Raw genomic sequence first — 15,746 nt, 5'->3', positions numbered from 1 at the left:
TATAGCTGTTCAGTAATCCTTCTTCCACTGTAGCTCGATACTTCCGGCGCTGCTTTCGTCGCTGTCCGATGATTTGATATCCAGGCGCAGGTTCTTGCGCAACTCAACCTGCATTTCCGCCTGCCACGGATTGAGCGGATCCGTGCTGCGCTGCAATTCGAGGTAAATCCGACTGGTGATGTATTTACCGAGGCTGAGAGCGTATTGATCTTCCCCGGTGTCGGTTTCCTCAGACTCCACATCAAGGGTATCCAGTCCGATCAGGTCGCGGGTTTTTGCCATCGGGTCGAACCCTCCGCCACCACCTTGCAGGGCCCGCGCAACGGTGACGAGGCGAATCGCCTGCAACGGAGAGATATCCGTGAGGGATTTGCCGAAAAGCAGTTGGGCAAAAATTTCGTCCTGTGCCGCAGCCGGCTCGGAACTGAATTTCACCTGGGGGTCGTCGGAAGTACCGCTGATCTCGGCGGTAATCTCCCCCTCCGCGTGGGTATAGACGCCCTTGATATAGATTGCAGCCACATTGTTCTGGAACTGGATCTCACCATCCTGCAGCTCGAATTTTTTGCCCAGCAGGTCAAACTTACCACGCACGATGGTGAGCGTACCAGACGCCTGGGGATCCGCCGCAGTCCCGCCCACACTCACCGCTCCCTGCAGCTCCGAGTCCAATCCCAGGCCGCGGACATAGGACTGCTGATCGAGCACGATTTCCAATGCCAATTCAATATTTTCCAGCAGTGACGGACCGCTCTCTTCCGTTCCGTCGTCAGATTCCACCTCGACTTCCACCACATCGATTTCCGGCACACTGCTACCAAAGAAATGTTCAATCTGAACCGCCAACGGCCGCAACGCCATCTTGCCCGCCAGACGCGCGTCTTCCGTAGAGCCATCAAGCGTAAGTTCACCGGTAAAAGCGCCGCGGGCAGCGGGCATGTTGAGCAGATGAGCGCCCTTCGCACGCAGCACAAAATCCAGTTGCGGAGGCGCGGGTGCACTGAAGGTAACCGCGCCCGTCAGGTCAATCCGCCCCTTGTCTTTATCCCGGGCACCGGCCTCGACTATGCGCCACTGCTCCGGAGACAGATCCGCCACAAAAACCAGGCTGCGCAGGCGGGTATTGGTGGGACGGTGCTCGTAGTAACCGTCCCGCAGGTTGATCTTGCCACGCATATTCGGTGCGCGGGTATTGCCGTCGGCGTTGAAGTTGAAATCCAGACGCCCGCGCATGGTATGAATTTCCGGATCGATAAATGCGCCCACCGCGGCAAGATCTGCATTGCCCTCGGCATTGAGACGCAGGGGCAGCGGGGCGTCGTCGCGAGCTCCGGCAAACAGGCGCTCCAGGATTGGCCCGATGGCGAGGCTAGCCGATGCCTGCGCCGCCTGACGGCTGCCATGACTGGCGTTCAGGTCAACAGTCAAGTCACTGGCCTGCGTCTGCCATTTCAACAGCAGATTGAGTGGCGAGTACACCAGTGCATCATCCTGCAACCCCGGGGCGCGACCGGTCATTTTCAATTCACCGGCCAGTTGTGGTTCCCGTGGGGTGCCAGCGGCAGTGGCCCAGAGGCTCAACTCTCCGCGCTCGCTGATCCCCATATTCACCCATTCATCGAAGTCCGCAAGGTTCGCCTGTGCGCGCAGATCCAAGTCCAGTGATTGCTCGCTCAGGCTGCCACTGGCGGTCAACTGGTTGCGCGCTGCCCACAACAATTTCACATCCGCCAGATCCACCTGCCCTTTGCGGTAACTGGCATCCCCCTGGATATGCCAGGGCTCGCCGCGAAAGGACCCAAGGCCGATCAGGTTGACACTGGCCTCCGGCGCGCTAAACGGACCGGAGAATTGCCCATCCAGACTCAACTCACCATTCAATGACGGCGGCAGACTGACCCCGGCCAGCTCCGCCAGAGAAAGGGGAATATTGCGACCGGCAACGCTGCCGTTTGCCGTTTGCGCCTTGGGTGCAATCACGCCATTGAGCTCCAGCCAGGCATTACCCCGTTGCGCTTCTGCCTCTGCGTCGGCAGCCAGCGCGGCCACGCCATCGGGAGTTTCGCTGTTTTCGCTGCGCAGTGGGTAATCCTGTTGCGGCTGCGGTACCGCTTCCGCCACCAGGGACTGTCGCGGGCGGGGCTGGGCGGGTTCAGAGCCCCGAAACAGGTCCAGGCGCAACCGGTCGAGGGTAATCTCCTCGGCGTTGCCCGCAGCGCCACCACGCAGGCGGTAGCGATAATCCCGGTAGCTGCCATCAGAAGAGATCTGTGCGGACATCTCCGGGTTCTTCCACGGCCCGGTGACCCCCACTACCGCATCCATATCCACCCGGGTGCCTTCGTCCACCGGTAACCCCAGGCGCTCTGCAGGTTGAAAATCCCGCGCGGCCAGATCCAGCTGCAGTTGCAGAGATTCCCGCTCGATATTGACATCACCGGTGCCGCTGACACGCAGTCCCTCGCCTTCAACCAGCAACTCACCGATGGTCAGTTGCTCCAGGTTGCCTTCGACGGCGCCATGCAGCTCGGCGACAAAGTCGCGATAGAAGAAATCGCCATCCAATTGCAAAGTCATCTGGGGGTTTTTCCACGGGCCGCTGGCAGTGGCGACGAGTGCGGCCACGGTGCCATCCAGATCCGGCGGGATTTCCACCTCCCGGGTCTGCTCAAACCCCGCCAGCAGCGCGCGGATTTTCGCCACCGGCAATTGCTCAATACGCGCGTTCAGATCGATGGATTCGGCGCCAATGTCCACACGCCCTGCCAGGTCCAGCGCGGCCTCCGCGACCTCGAGGTGCGCAGTATCAATCCGGATCTGCTTGTCTTCGCTGCGTACCTTGGCAGTGAGGTGCAGTGGTTGCTGTTGGTAACGGGTGCGGACCTCCAGGGCGCCGGACACCGCTGGCAGCGTCAATGGTCCAACGATTTCCAGGTCGGCACTCAGCCACCCGCCCTGCAGGTAATCCTGCCACGGCTGGGAAATGGCAATGGGCAGTCGATCAAAGTTGGCTTTCAGGTTCAGGCTTTCTCCATCTGCCGTGCCGCTGATGCGATGCTCGGTATCGTCGACGGTCAGGGCCAGCCCTTCAGTATTGACGGACCAGGGGGAGAACTCGATATCGGCACTGCCGGAAAGACCGAACTGATGGGCAACCAGCGGCAGATTGAAGCGCTCAATGGTGGCCTGAAGGTGATTGTCATCTTCAAGCTTCAGCAGCAACTTGCCGTCGGCGTCCAGCGCCTGACCTTCTGGCAACTGCAGTCTGCGCGACAGAAATCCACCCGCGTGTTCCTCCGCGGCGAAATCCAGCACGTACAGATCTTCCCGCTGCATTTCGCCATCGAGACGGATGGAAAGCGCTTTGCCATCCAGCTCGTCAATTTTCAGCTGCAGGGCCGAGGCGCGCCCGGGCCAGCGGTAGCTCGCCTCACCCTTGACGGAAACCACTGGCAACCCGTCCAGTTGCGGATCGATGATCGTCAGTTTGCCGATCGAGAGTTTTTCCACCCAGATGGCAGGTACCGACAATCGCGCTTCCTGATTCTCCGGTATTGATTCCGGTACGTTTGGCGCCGGATGGGCCTCGCTATAATCGGCCAACACAGTGTTATCGAACAACAACTGGCCGACACTCACTTCCGGCAGGTGAATTTGTTTCTTCATCAGCGCGTGCAGGTCGATATGCAGCGTCAGCGACTCGGCAGAAGCCAGTGTTCTTTCGCCGTAGTGAACCTGCAGCCGATCAAAATACCAGTGCCCCAGTTCGCGACTGGCAAGCCCCTCCGCGCTGAAACTCAGATCGGGCACAAACCGTTCCGCCACGGCAATGCCTCCCCGGGTCAGGGCCAGGCGCCCACCTTCAGAGCCCAGGAGCCAGACCGCCAACAGGAACGGAATGGAGAGCGCCACCACCAGCCACAACAGCCGCGGTCGCCGACGCCACACACGTCGCCAGAACCCTCGCACGCCATTGCGCCTATCCGTGCCGCGACTGCTGTGGTCCGGTGTACTGGCCATATCAGAACGCCTGCCCCAAGCTGACATAAACCTGATAATCGCTGTCGTCCAGCCCCTTGCGCTTTTCCAGCGGGAAGGCGATATCGAAACGCAGCGGTGCGAAGGATGTCATGTAGCGCACACCGAAACCGGCCCCCCAATACAGGTCATCAAATGATGGGCGGGGCTCTTCGTAGGCATTGCCACCATCTAAAAAGAAAACCCCACCCCAGGTTTCGGTAAAGCGAAACCGCCCTTCCAGTGAAATTTCGCTGAGTCCGCGCCCGCCGATGGGGTCCGAGAGCCTCGGCGGATCGCCGGGTTTTTTGGGCTCCAGCAACCGACGAGGTCCCAGGGCCTGATAGGCATAGCCGCGCACGGAACCGCCACCACCGGCGTAAAAGCGCTCATCCGCGGGAATGTCCAGGTTGTCGATGCCGCTGATGGACCCGGCCTTGACCCGCACGGCCAGGGTGGGATCAAAGCGCCACTCCTCCGCAGTCAGATAGCCGGTCATCACCAGGGTATTTTTCACGAAACGGGTGCCCGATCCTTTCAGATCGAGATAGGGTTTGACTTCCAGCGCCGCGGTAGCGCCGCGGCGGGCGTCGAGCAGGTTATCCGTGGTGTCAATCTTCACCCCCAGCGGAAAAGACAGCAGGCTGTAGTTTTCTTTCTGCTCGCCTTCTTCCTGCACTTCACTGAACTTCAGTTCCGTGCCCACGCTGAAGGTGCGGTTGCGGGTATGGCGCCGGGAAACCAGGCCGCCGACGGTGATGGATTCCGCCGCATAGGAGTCGCGCTCTTCATTGGAGGCTTCCGCAGTAAACGAGAAATCCTGATCGTCACGAAAGAAACGCGGAACGATGAGCGCGCCCTTGAGCAACTGCTTCACTTCGTTAAACCGGGTTTCCACCTCAATCTTCTCTCCGCGCCCGAGTACATTGCGATGCTCCCAGCCCGCAGACAACCCTGCGCCTTCATCGGAGGTGTATCCCACCCCCAGGCGAATGGTGCGGTGATTGCGCTCGATCAACAGGAAAGTGACATTGACGATGCCATTGTCCGGTTCGGACACCTCGCTGTTGATACCGGCAATGAGATTGGTGCGCAACAACCGCAGACGCGCCGCATCCAGCTTGCGGCGGCTGAAGCAGTCTCCCGGCTCTATATTCAGTCGCTTGCGCAGATAGCTTTCCCGGACCGTTTCCAGTCCCTCCATGTAAATCTCGCCGATATGTACTTCCGGGCTCGGCGCCACACGGTACTCCAGGCGCGCGGCGTGCTCGCTGTGGATCACTGTAGCCTTGTAATCCACTTCCACATTCAGCAGGCAGGCGTGCTCGCCGAGATAGGTCTCGATGGTACTTACATCGTCCTGCACCTTCTGCGCCTCCAGTGGGTCTCCCACCTGCAGGCCTACCCCGGGGAATCCCGCACGGAGATGCTCGGGCATGCTGATGCTGAGGGATTTGATCCGGTATACCGGGCCCGGCACTACCCGGTAGAGGATTTCACCGTCGTTGACGGTCTGGCGCACACGGCCATCGTAGTAACCCCGGGAACGCAGCAACTTCTCCAGTGTTCCCCGCTCGTACCGGGCCACGTCCAGGGGATCGTGGTAGGCCTTCAGGGCACTATTCCCTTTGCGCTGCTCTTCAAGCTGCTCCCGCAGCCAGTCCTGCAGTTTGCGATCTTCGGAAACGCGAATTTTGAACTTGGGCAGGCTGTCGAAAAACGGCAATCCACAGGCATCAGACGCCGGCAGTGCCAGCAAGGCAAGCAGCAAAACGTGCAGTAAAAAAACGGGGGAAATGCGCAACGCTGAAAACCGATGGTCAATGATCACAACTGTGACGCCGGCCGGGGAGATTAATTCCGGGAACCACGAAAAGAGCCACCACAAACGCAGATTGCCGTGGCGCCCTCCGCTGCCCTATCGCCGAGCCCGACTGGGCTCAGGGAGCCGGTACACCGGGCGCTGGTCCGGAACGTTCCATTAGCGGATTGCAATCCTGGATCACTACCCGCCCCTCCAGCAGGTTGCCCTTGGAGTACTCACTGAAAATGCATTCATTGGTGCGGGGATCGTAATTCTCAATCCAGAGGTTGTCGTCTTTCCAGGTCGAGCCAAGGTGACGCTGCCCCTCGGGCACACTGATACGCATGACACCGCCAAAGCGTTTCACGAACACCTGTTCAAAGTGGAAGTAGTAAGCCAGCCAACCGATCAGGAACACTATAAGCGCCACAATTGCGCCCTTGCCCAGACTCCCGAACCGACTGCCAGCAAACAGACAGAGAACCACCAGTGAAATCACCGCGGCCCAGTAGAGATAGGTAATCATGTGACTCTTCCATGAAGTTATTGGACTTATTGATTGATCAGGTCATTGCGGTGGAGTGCCAATCCCGACTGCATTTTATATTCCCAAACGGAATAAACAGCACTCGACCTGCAAACCAGAACTGACACAAGGGTAGCGCAGAAACGGCAAGGTAGCACGGGGAACGGCTGGTCAAAAAATAACCAACTTTTTGATTCCCTTGCTCCAGACCAAGGAGTAATATCCACCTCCCAATTCACCGTGCCGAAAACACGCCACCACATACAGGAAGGACACAGGTAGAATGAATCCGTTCACAACTGTACATATGTTCGAATTGAACATCGTGATTGCACTCGGCATCGTCGCCGTGTGTCTGTTCTGCTGCTACATGCTTTCTAAAGTGTTGCGGCAATCGGTGGCACAGTCGCCGCCGAAACCAGAGCCCGCATGGGCAAAATGTAGGTCCTGCGAAAAACTGCCCGACTGCCTGCCGTGGTGGGATGAATTCTCCGGCCGCCCCGGCTCCTGAAAGCCATGCGCGCGGTATACAGACCATCATGTGAAAGCAGCCAGACACTGAGATCAGGGCGACCGGGCAGTCGCCCTGATCTCAGTGTACAACTAGCGGGAAAGTTCGGGTAAACCCTCAAACAGCTTTAGCGCTTCCGGATTGGCCAGTGCCTCCTGATTCTTCACCGGCTTGCCGTGCACCACATTGCGCACCGCCAGCTCCACGATCTTGCCACTGATGGTACGGGGAATATCGGCCACCTGGATCACTTTTGCCGGCACATGGCGCGGCGTGGTATTGGCGCGGATGGTGGTGCGGATCTTCTGCACCAGCTCGTCGTCCATCGTCACGCCCTCCCGCAGCACCACAAACAGCACTACGCGCACATCATCGCGCCACTCCTGACCGATACAGATGCTGTCCAGCACCTCTTCCACCTTCTCCACCTGGCGGTAGATTTCCGCGGTACCGATACGCACGCCGCCGGGATTCAGCACCGCATCGGAGCGGCCGTAAATAATCACACCACCGTGCTCGGTGATTTCCGCATAGTCACCGTGAGCCCAGACCCCGGGCCAGTTTTCAAAATAGGCGCTGTGGTACTTGCTACCTTCTGGATCATTCCAGAAACCGATGGGCATACAGGGGAAGGACTTGGCGCATACCAGCTCGCCCTTCTCTCCCTGTACCGGCTTACCGTCATCGTCCCAGACTTCCACCGCCATCCCCAGGCCACGGCACTGCAGCTCGCCGGGGTACACCGGCAGGGTCGGATTGCCGAGCGCGAAACAGGACACGATATCGGTACCGCCGGAGATCGACGACAGACACACATCCGACTTGATATCCCGGTAGACGTAGCGAAAACCCTCGTGGGCCAGCGGCGAGCCAGTGGAGAGGACCGCACGCAGCTTTTCCAGTCTATGGCTCTCGCGGGGTTTGACCTCGGCCTTTTCCAGCGCCGCAATATATTTGGCACTGGTGCCAAAGACACTGATCCCCTCTGCATCCGCCATATCCCACAGGCCCTCCGCCGCGGGGTAGAACGGCGAACCGTCGAACAACACCAGGGTGGCGCCGCAGGCGAGACCGCTCACCAGCCAGTTCCACATCATCCAGCCGCAGGTGGTGAAGTAGAACAGGGTATCGTCACGGTTGATGTCCGTGTGCAGGCGATGCTCTTTGATGTGCTGCAGCAGCGTGCCGCCCACACCGTGCACAATGCACTTGGGCACCCCGGTGGTGCCGGAGGAGTACATGATGTACAGCGGGTGGTTGAATTCGGTCTGCTCGAAGGTAAGCGCTCGTGCCGGCGCTGCCCCGGCGAAGTCATGGAGGCTGACGGCCTTGTCCAGACCGGCAATGGCCTGCCCGGTCTCCTCGGCACTGCGCGCCACCGGCACCACCACCAGCTTCTCGATGGAATCGATACGGGCGACGATCTCTTCAAGGCGCGGCAGAGAATCCAGGGTCTTGCCGTTATAGAAGTAGCCCTCACAGGCGAACAGCACCTTCGGCGCCACCTGACCGAAACGGTCCAGCACCCCGTTGATACCGAAGTCCGGCGAGCAGGAGGTCCACACCGCGCCCAGGCTGGTGGTGGCCAGCATCGCCACTACGGTATCGATGATGTTGGGCATAAAGCCCGCCACCCGGTCCCCTTTACCCACACCGGCTTCAACCAGCGCGGACGCCAGCTGCTCCACACGGTCGTACAGTTCGCGGTAGCTGAGCTCGCGGCGGGCGCCGTTTTCCAGCCGTTCCACCAGTGCAGCGCGGTCATCGCGATAGCGCAGCAGGTTTTCGGCAAAATTCAGCTTTGCCCCGGGAAACCACTCGGCACCGGGCATGGTATCTGCCCCCAGTACCGAGTCACCGCGCTCACTGGCGATCACCTCGGAGAACGCCCACAGGGCGGACCAGAACTGTTCCCGCTGCTCCACGGACCACTGGTACAGGGCGTGGTAATCCGCAAGCGACAGCTGGTGCTGGCGGTTAACAAACTGACGGAACTGATCCATCTGGGTTTTGGCGATGGCATCGGCACTGGGTTGCCACAGGGGCTGGACTGGGTTGTTCATCTCGCGGACCTCGGGGAATTCATTATTTCTCTTCTAGGACACAATCGGCCGAATTGCGAAGACCGCCTGTGTATACCGCTATGATGCCTCGACCCGACACTTAAAACTAATTTAAACTTATTCATAAATATTAAGATTTATTTAACAGATATATAGCTATGAGCGCCACCATCAAACAACTGCGGGCCTTCGTGACCGTAGCCGCCACCCGCAGTCTCGCCGACGCCAGTGCCGAGCTGCATATCTCGCAACCGGCGCTGTCCATTGCCATCCGCAATCTGGAAGAAATCGTGGGCGGCCCGCTGTTCAATCGCGAGGGGCGTCAACTGACGCTGACGCCGGAGGGAGAGCGCTTTGCCGCCCGCGCCACGCAGCTGCTGCGCAACTGGGACAGATCCATCGAAGAGATGCAGCGGCACTTCACTCTCGAGCGCGGACACCTGACCCTCGCGGCCATCCCCGCCTTCGCACTCAACCGCCTGCCGCCACTATTAGCGGAATTCCACCACCGCCACCCCCAGGTGGACCTGGCACTGGAAGATATCGTGATGGAACAGGTAATACAGGCGGTGCGCAATGGGCGCGCAGAGATCGGGCTCACCTTCCGACCGGACGATCTCGCGGGGCTGGAATTCACGCCGCTGGAAAAGGGAGAGTTTCACGCGGTGTTGCCGTCGGACCATCCTCTGGCCAAACGCAGGCAACTGCAGTGGGCCGATCTGGCGACACAGCCATTTGTGGCCATGAACCACGGCTCGGCGGTGCGGCGCTGGACCGATCAGGCGTTTGCGGACAGTGGCGGCGAAGTGCGGTTACTGTGTGAAGCCTACCAGCTCAGCACTATCGGCCAGCTGGTTAAGGTGGGCATGGGAGTCAGCGCCATGCCGAGTCTATGCGCACCGCAGATGGAAGAGTTCGGTTTGCGCAGCATTCCGCTGACTGCGCCGGCGGTCACACCACAGTTGGGGGTCATATTCCGCAGTCTCGGTGGACTGTCCGCACCGGCACAGGCTTTTCTAAAATTACTTCAGGACTCGGCCGGATAGCCGGCAATTTCCGCCGCTAAAAGCGCTTTCAGTGGTTCAAGCTGCGCTTCAAAATGCTTCCACTGCTCCACGCCACTGCGATAGATCGGCTGACGTACCTGCTCGGCGCTGGGGGTCCGCACCGCGCGTTCGGTTTTGTGGAAGTCGATACAGGCTTCTTCAAATGGCAGGCCGCAGTAGTCCAGAATCCGCCTGACCTGCCCCTCCAGATCGGACACCACGTCTTCATAGTGCACCCGCAGTACCTTACCGGGCAGCACCCTGTCCCAGTGGTCCATCAGTCGCACATAGTCCCGGTAGTATTCACCGATCTGCTGCAGGCCGTAGGTAAATTCCTGCCCCTCGGCAAACAGCTGCTTGAAACCACTGAAACAACAGGACAGCGGATGGCGGCGGGCATCGATGATTTTGGCATTGGGCAGCATCAGCTGGATCAGGCCGATATGGCGAAAATTGTTCGGCATCTTGTCGATAAACAGCGGTGCTCCCGCACGGTGGATACGGGTCTCGTCGAGATAGCGCTGCCCGAGCTGCACCAGTTTTTCCGCTTCCAGCTCGTGCAACAGCGCCGGGTAACGGGGCTCTTCGCTGGCGCGGCGACGGCCGTCGAGACGGCGCGCGGTAGCGAGGATATTGTGCAGTTCCAGGGTGCCGTCTACCTGTGAATGGGAGGCAAGAATCTGCTCCAGCAGGGTGGAACCGGCGCGCGGCAGACCGACAATAAAAATCGGATCCGGCGCATCACAACCAGCTCCCGCATGCCGGTCCAACAGCGCCCGGGTACAGTGGGCAATCTGCAGATCCGTGTCGCGACGGTTGTACTCGATACTGTAACGACACTCTTCTTGCTTCAGGGCATTGCCTTTCTCATACCACTGGAATGCCTCGGCAAAATTCTTTCTGTCCTCCAACGCTTTACCCAGGGCAAAACAGAGGTGGTAGCGATCATCGCGCGCGGTCGAAGGCGCCGCTTCGAGTTCGCGCATCCGCGTAATTTCCGCGTCTTCAAACCGGTAGGTTTTCATATTGGCGAGGCTCCAGTAGGCATCGCCAAAATCCGGTTTGGCCCGGCAGGCATCGTGATAGGCGCGATTGGCCGCATCCGCGTCGCCGATGGTTTTCAGAACATGGCCGCGCTGCAGATGTACGCCATGTAACTCGGGCGCCTCGCTAGCAATCCGATCATAAGTGGCAAGCGCCGTATCGTAATCCCCCACCATGGCACTCTGGGTGGCAAACAGTATCTCGGCCTGACGGGCACCCTGCTGCTCTTTCAGCTGATCCGTCAAAATCCGCGCCTGCTCCAGTGCCACAGCAAACTTCTGCCGTTTGCGCAACACGCCGATATAGTCAAAACGCGCCTGATGAAAATCCGGACACAGGGCGAGACAACTCTCCAGCAGAAAATCCGCATCGTCGAGAATCCCCAGCTCGGCACCGATTACCGCCAGCAGGCGCATCCCCTCCGGGTGATGGCGGTGCTTTTGCAGAAAGGTCCGGCAGAGCTGTTCCGCTTTGTGCAGCTTGCGCTCGTATAACAGGCTGGCGGCGCTCAACAGTTCCGGGGGCAGCTTTTGCAGGTGCTGGAACTGGCGCAGGGCGTGTTCTGCAGCCTCGCTGTCGTCTTGTGCCCGCAACGTCAAAGCCAGCCCGCGCCAACTGGCATGCAGCGCCGGATTCAGTTCCGTGGCACGGCGGTAAGCCGCCAATGCCGTATCGGTATCCTGCAACTGTGCCGCATTGTGTCCGCGCTCTTGATGGCCGCGGGCATTCTCACTGTCCACCGTTAAAAGGGTTTCCAGGGTCTGCTGTGCCGCGGCGTGCTCGCCGAGATAGCGCTGGCTGGCCGCAAGCAGGTAGAGTAACTCCGTGTCCTCGGGCTGTTCCTCCAGTAAAGCCAGCGCCTGATCACGGGCACCGGAAAAGTCGCGCTTTTTTATCGCGCCGCGGATTTCTATGAGGGATGCCTGATGATTGGAATCGGCAGGACCGGAAGGGGACGATGGAGAGGAAGACACGGTCAATCGCTCGCGGTTATTGAGGAAGATGCATTAAGAATAGGGATCGTCATGCCGGTATCGGCCGACATGACGACGATTTTCGGATCACAGTGCCGGGGTCACGGACTCAATGGAAGATCCATCCGTGCCCCGACGGGATTTCCAATCGTCAGATCAGAAATCGTAGGTCACCCGCACACCCAGGGTACGCGGACGGTTGGTGGTGATGCGCTTGGAAGCATCCAGGGTGTTGATGAACAGTTCGGCACGCTCGTCGGTGAGGTTTTCCGCATACAACTCGGCACCCCAGTTCATCTCACGCAGGCCCACAGACGCGTCGGCCGTGGTGTAGGCATCCTGCTTGAAACGGTCGTTGGGCTGAACCACGATAGAGCTCCAGGACTCATCGCTGTACTGCACACCCGCCTGCCAGTAGGCGTCAAACTGGGACACGGTCCACTCGTAGCGCGCACGCAGGTTCATCTGCAGAGGCGGAGACAGGGCCAGTTCGCTGCCTTCCGGCGCAACATTGACCGCACTGCCCGGCACATTGGTGATCTCGGTGTCGTTGTAGGAGAAGGCACCGATGATCTGCAGGTTGTCCGTGGGCAGCCAGGTCACATCCGCTTCGATACCGTTGATCTGCGCATCCAGTGCGTTGTCGAGGTAGAACAGGAAGTAAACGCTGGGATCAAAGACCGCAGTCTGGATATCTTTCCAGTCCACGCGGTAGACGCTGCCGTTGAACTGCAGGCTGTTGTCCGCCAGGCTGGTTTTCCAACCGGCTTCGTAGTTGTCGACGGTATCTGTGCTTACGGTGAAAGGCACGGTGGTGGTGTCGTTGCCGTTGCCACCGCCGCGGTTATAGGCCGGCGGACGGAACCCTTCGGAGTAGGTTGCATACAGCAGCACATCGTCGTTGGGCGTGTAGCTCAGGGTGAACTTGGTGATAGTGTCACTTTCGTTCAGCGGCGTGTCGATGCCCTCTTCAACCCATTTCAGGTCCAGGTTATCGCCGGAGGAATCCTGATCCGTGTCAGTGAACAGGGTATCGAAGGAAGAGTTGGCGGAGCCCTTCAGTTCCACATCGATATCGTAGTGACGCAGACCAACGGTAGCGGCGAGCTTGTCGGTGATGTCGTAGGTCAATTCACCAAAGAACGCCAGCTGCTCTTCGGTACGGGTAATGTCGTTGAAAAACGCTACTTCCGCCGGACGCGCACTCGGATCGATCACAGTTGCCGGAATTTCATCATTACTACCGGGCGCCCAACCGCGGGGATAGTTCTCACTGTTGCCGAGATCGGCCACGGACGGATAGAGGAAATTACCGTTGTCGAGAATCTCCACGTCTTCGTAGAAGACGCCACCGGTAAAGCGCAGTGCATGTTCTTCAGAAGTGGAGAAACGCAGCTCGTGGGAAATTCGGGTGTTGTCTACTTCTCCAACGTAGGCCTTGGTGGGGTCATAGCAGACATCGCGTGTCGCGGTATCACAAGTGTAGTAGTCCACATAGCCGCCCACATCGTTGTAGCCGGTGTAGTCCATGGACTGCTCGACTTCACGATCCAGGTAGGCGCCGGTGTAGACCACATCCAGTGCCGCCAGGCGGCCTTCCAGAGTCCAACTGGTGAGATCGAAGCTGTCTTCCAGGGAATCCTCAAAGTAACGACGTACTTCCAGGTCGCCGACATTTTCCGGATCGTGATCGAACACGCCGTCCGCTTCCAGATCCTGATGGGTGTGCTGTACCAGGGCTTCCCAATCGTCATTGATAGCCCATTTAACCCCCACGCGCGCGCCCTGGTAGCTGGCATCGTTGAAGTCTTTTTCCACCAGATCTTCGTTACTGGTGCTCTCCACCGGATAGCCTTCCCATACCGGATTCAGCTCTGGATCCGGCGTGTAGGTACCGGCAACGTTGTCGATGTAACCACCCTCGTTGGACTGGTAGGCAGCTACTCGCACCGCCAGCTTGTCATCGATCAACGGCAGGTTGACCACGGTTTCCAGAGTGTCGGACATCTCGCCGTTTTTGGTGGTGGCGAGGCCGGCGTCGATGCCGAGTTCGAACTCATTCAAGCGCGGCTTATTGGTGATCAGGCGCACGGTACCGGCCTGAGAGCTGGCACCGAACAGAGTGCCCTGCGGACCTTTCAATACTTCCACACGCTCAACATCGGTCACGTACACATCCAGGTTGCGCCCACCGATGCTCACCGGCGCTTCGTCCACGTACAGGGCCACGTTCGGTGCCGTGCCGTTGGCCTGGGACAGCTGGGTGGAGATGGTTTCGGTCGCCATGCCGCGGATGTAAATGGAGGACTGACCCGGGCCGCGACCACCGGAGGTCACATTGGGCATATGGCGAATGTAGTCGTCAAAGTTGGCGACGTTGAGGTTTTCCAGGTTCTGCTCCCCCAGCGCCTGTACTGTCACCGGAATATCCTGGGTGCTTGCCGCACGTTTGGTGGCAGTGACCGTCACTTCTTCAATCTGGCGCGGCTGGGCCAGTGCCGGCTGACTCCCCAGTACAGCGGCAGTAGCCGCCAGAATCGCGCTGTGCAGCTTGTTGGTTTTGAACACAGAGATCTCCTCTCTCTAAATTTTTTGTGTGATTTCGACGCAGAGAACCCACCACAGCACGCCGCGGCATGGCAGCACATCGCTGCCCGCAGGAATGCATGCATCATCTCGCTATTAATTTAGTGGTGTAATTATTATGAGTAGCTAAAGCTGCCAGACAGGCTCAGATACATCGGTCTTCAGCAGTGCTATAGAGGGCGGTGCCGCAAAAAATACCGGAACCGGACGCCGAATTGCGGGGAAATTCTAGCGATATGCGGCAAAAAGATAAACCTTAGACGCCAAAAGAGGATAAATTTGATCATTTAACAACCAAACCATGGGCCAATCCAGCGTGACATATTGTTTGAACTGTAAATTTTACTTTTGAAATTAACCCGACCTTTGCAGGAAAACCATTCAGCGGGCTGAACAGGTCTGGGGAGTAGATTTGGAGAGCAGGCTCGGAGAGATTGAGAGTGAGTTACTCGGGACAATTTTCCAGATAAAAAAATGGCCCGCATCCGCGGGCCACTTGGAACGGCTCAGGTCGCGACTTATTGCGCTGTGGCACGCAACATCCAGGCGGTCTTTTCGTGAACACGCATGCGGTCAGACACCAGCGCGGCGGTAGACTCATCATCGGCGTCCTGTGCAGCTTTCAACACTTCGCGACAGGTCTTCACCACCTGCTCGTGCCCCTGAGTCAGGATGCGCACCATTTCTTCAGCGGCGGGCACATCCTGAACCTCCTTGATGGAGCTCAGTTCGGCAAACGCCTTGTAGGTGCCCGGAGCAACAACGTCCAGAGTACGAATACGCTCCGCGATATCATCCACAGCAGTGGCCAACTCGGTGTAATGCTCTTCGAACATCAGGTGCAGCTCGCGAAACAGACGGCCGGTAACATTCCAGTGGAAGTTGTGGGTCTGCAGATACAGTGTGTAGGAGTCTGCGAGCAGGCGCTTCAACCCTTCTGCGACCTGTTCGCGATCTTTTTCACCAATACCGATATCAATATTGCTCATTCGCAACCTCTTTTTTTGGCTAGTGGGCCGTGCATGAAGTTTTGCAACCAAGGAGCACAGCCAAAACGTTCTGATCAAGGCGAGAACGCGATGGAATTTGGCTCCATTTCAAGCCTTCTCAACGCGGAGCCGGGCGTTTTGGCGCAGCGAATGGTTTCAGAACTTTACGCACGGCCCACTAAGGTT

The 15,746-nt window shown here is 58.6% G+C and carries 9 protein-coding genes; 2 read left to right on the top strand and 7 right to left on the bottom strand.

Annotation, left to right across the window (positions count from 1 at the left end):
* Positions 1-9: 9 nt before the first annotated feature.
* From LPW13_RS03700 to LPW13_RS03690, 3 genes are all read right to left on the bottom strand, one after another.
* Positions 10-4,020: a translocation/assembly module TamB domain-containing protein gene (locus tag LPW13_RS03700; RefSeq protein WP_230438100.1), complete on the bottom strand. Its 4,011-nt coding sequence runs from the start codon at positions 4,018-4,020 to the stop codon at positions 10-12.
* 1 nt (position 4,021) lies between these two features.
* The gene (locus tag LPW13_RS03695; protein WP_230438099.1) at positions 4,022-5,821 is read right to left on the bottom strand and encodes an autotransporter assembly complex protein TamA; all 1,800 of its coding nucleotides are present in this window, start codon (positions 5,819-5,821) and stop codon (positions 4,022-4,024) included.
* Positions 5,822-5,957: 136 nt separating this feature from the next.
* Positions 5,958-6,347, bottom strand: a complete 390-nt coding sequence (locus LPW13_RS03690; RefSeq protein WP_230438098.1) for a hypothetical protein — start codon at positions 6,345-6,347, stop codon at positions 5,958-5,960.
* 283 nt (positions 6,348-6,630) lie between these two features.
* Between LPW13_RS03690 and LPW13_RS03685 the strand changes: the two genes are divergently transcribed.
* Positions 6,631-6,858 (top strand): hypothetical protein, encoded by a 228-nt coding sequence (locus LPW13_RS03685; protein ID WP_230438097.1) that lies wholly within the window; start codon positions 6,631-6,633, stop codon positions 6,856-6,858.
* 92 nt (positions 6,859-6,950) lie between these two features.
* Here the strand turns inward: LPW13_RS03685 and LPW13_RS03680 are convergent, their stop codons facing one another.
* Entirely contained in the window at positions 6,951-8,921 is a 1,971-nt protein-coding gene (locus tag LPW13_RS03680; protein ID WP_230438096.1) for an acetoacetate--CoA ligase, read from the bottom strand.
* A gap of 158 nt (positions 8,922-9,079) precedes the next feature.
* On the opposite strand from LPW13_RS03680, the gene LPW13_RS03675 reads away from it, so the two are divergent.
* On the top strand, positions 9,080-9,967 hold the full coding sequence (locus LPW13_RS03675; protein WP_230438095.1) for a LysR family transcriptional regulator: 888 nt from the start codon (positions 9,080-9,082) through the stop codon (positions 9,965-9,967).
* Here LPW13_RS03675 and LPW13_RS03670 read toward each other — a convergent pair.
* From LPW13_RS03670 to LPW13_RS03660, 3 genes are all read right to left on the bottom strand, one after another.
* Positions 9,949-11,985, bottom strand: coding sequence for a tetratricopeptide repeat-containing sulfotransferase family protein (locus tag LPW13_RS03670; RefSeq protein WP_230438094.1), 2,037 nt, complete (start codon positions 11,983-11,985; stop codon positions 9,949-9,951). The genes LPW13_RS03675 and LPW13_RS03670 overlap by 19 nt on opposite strands.
* A 156-nt stretch (positions 11,986-12,141) precedes the next feature.
* On the bottom strand, positions 12,142-14,553 hold the full coding sequence (locus LPW13_RS03665) for a TonB-dependent receptor (protein ID WP_230438093.1): 2,412 nt from the start codon (positions 14,551-14,553) through the stop codon (positions 12,142-12,144).
* Between the two features lie 536 nt (positions 14,554-15,089).
* Positions 15,090-15,560 carry a Dps family protein gene (locus LPW13_RS03660; RefSeq protein ID WP_230438092.1) on the bottom strand — a complete coding sequence of 157 codons (471 nt, stop codon included), beginning with the start codon at positions 15,558-15,560 and terminating at the stop codon, positions 15,090-15,092.
* Positions 15,561-15,746: the final 186 nt, after the last annotated feature.

The sequence above is a fragment of the Microbulbifer celer genome, assembly GCF_020991125.1.
GTDB lineage: Bacteria > Pseudomonadota > Gammaproteobacteria > Pseudomonadales > Cellvibrionaceae > Microbulbifer > Microbulbifer celer.
Note: the sequence above shows the minus strand (reverse complement) of the source record. Positions and strands in the feature narration are given on the sequence as shown.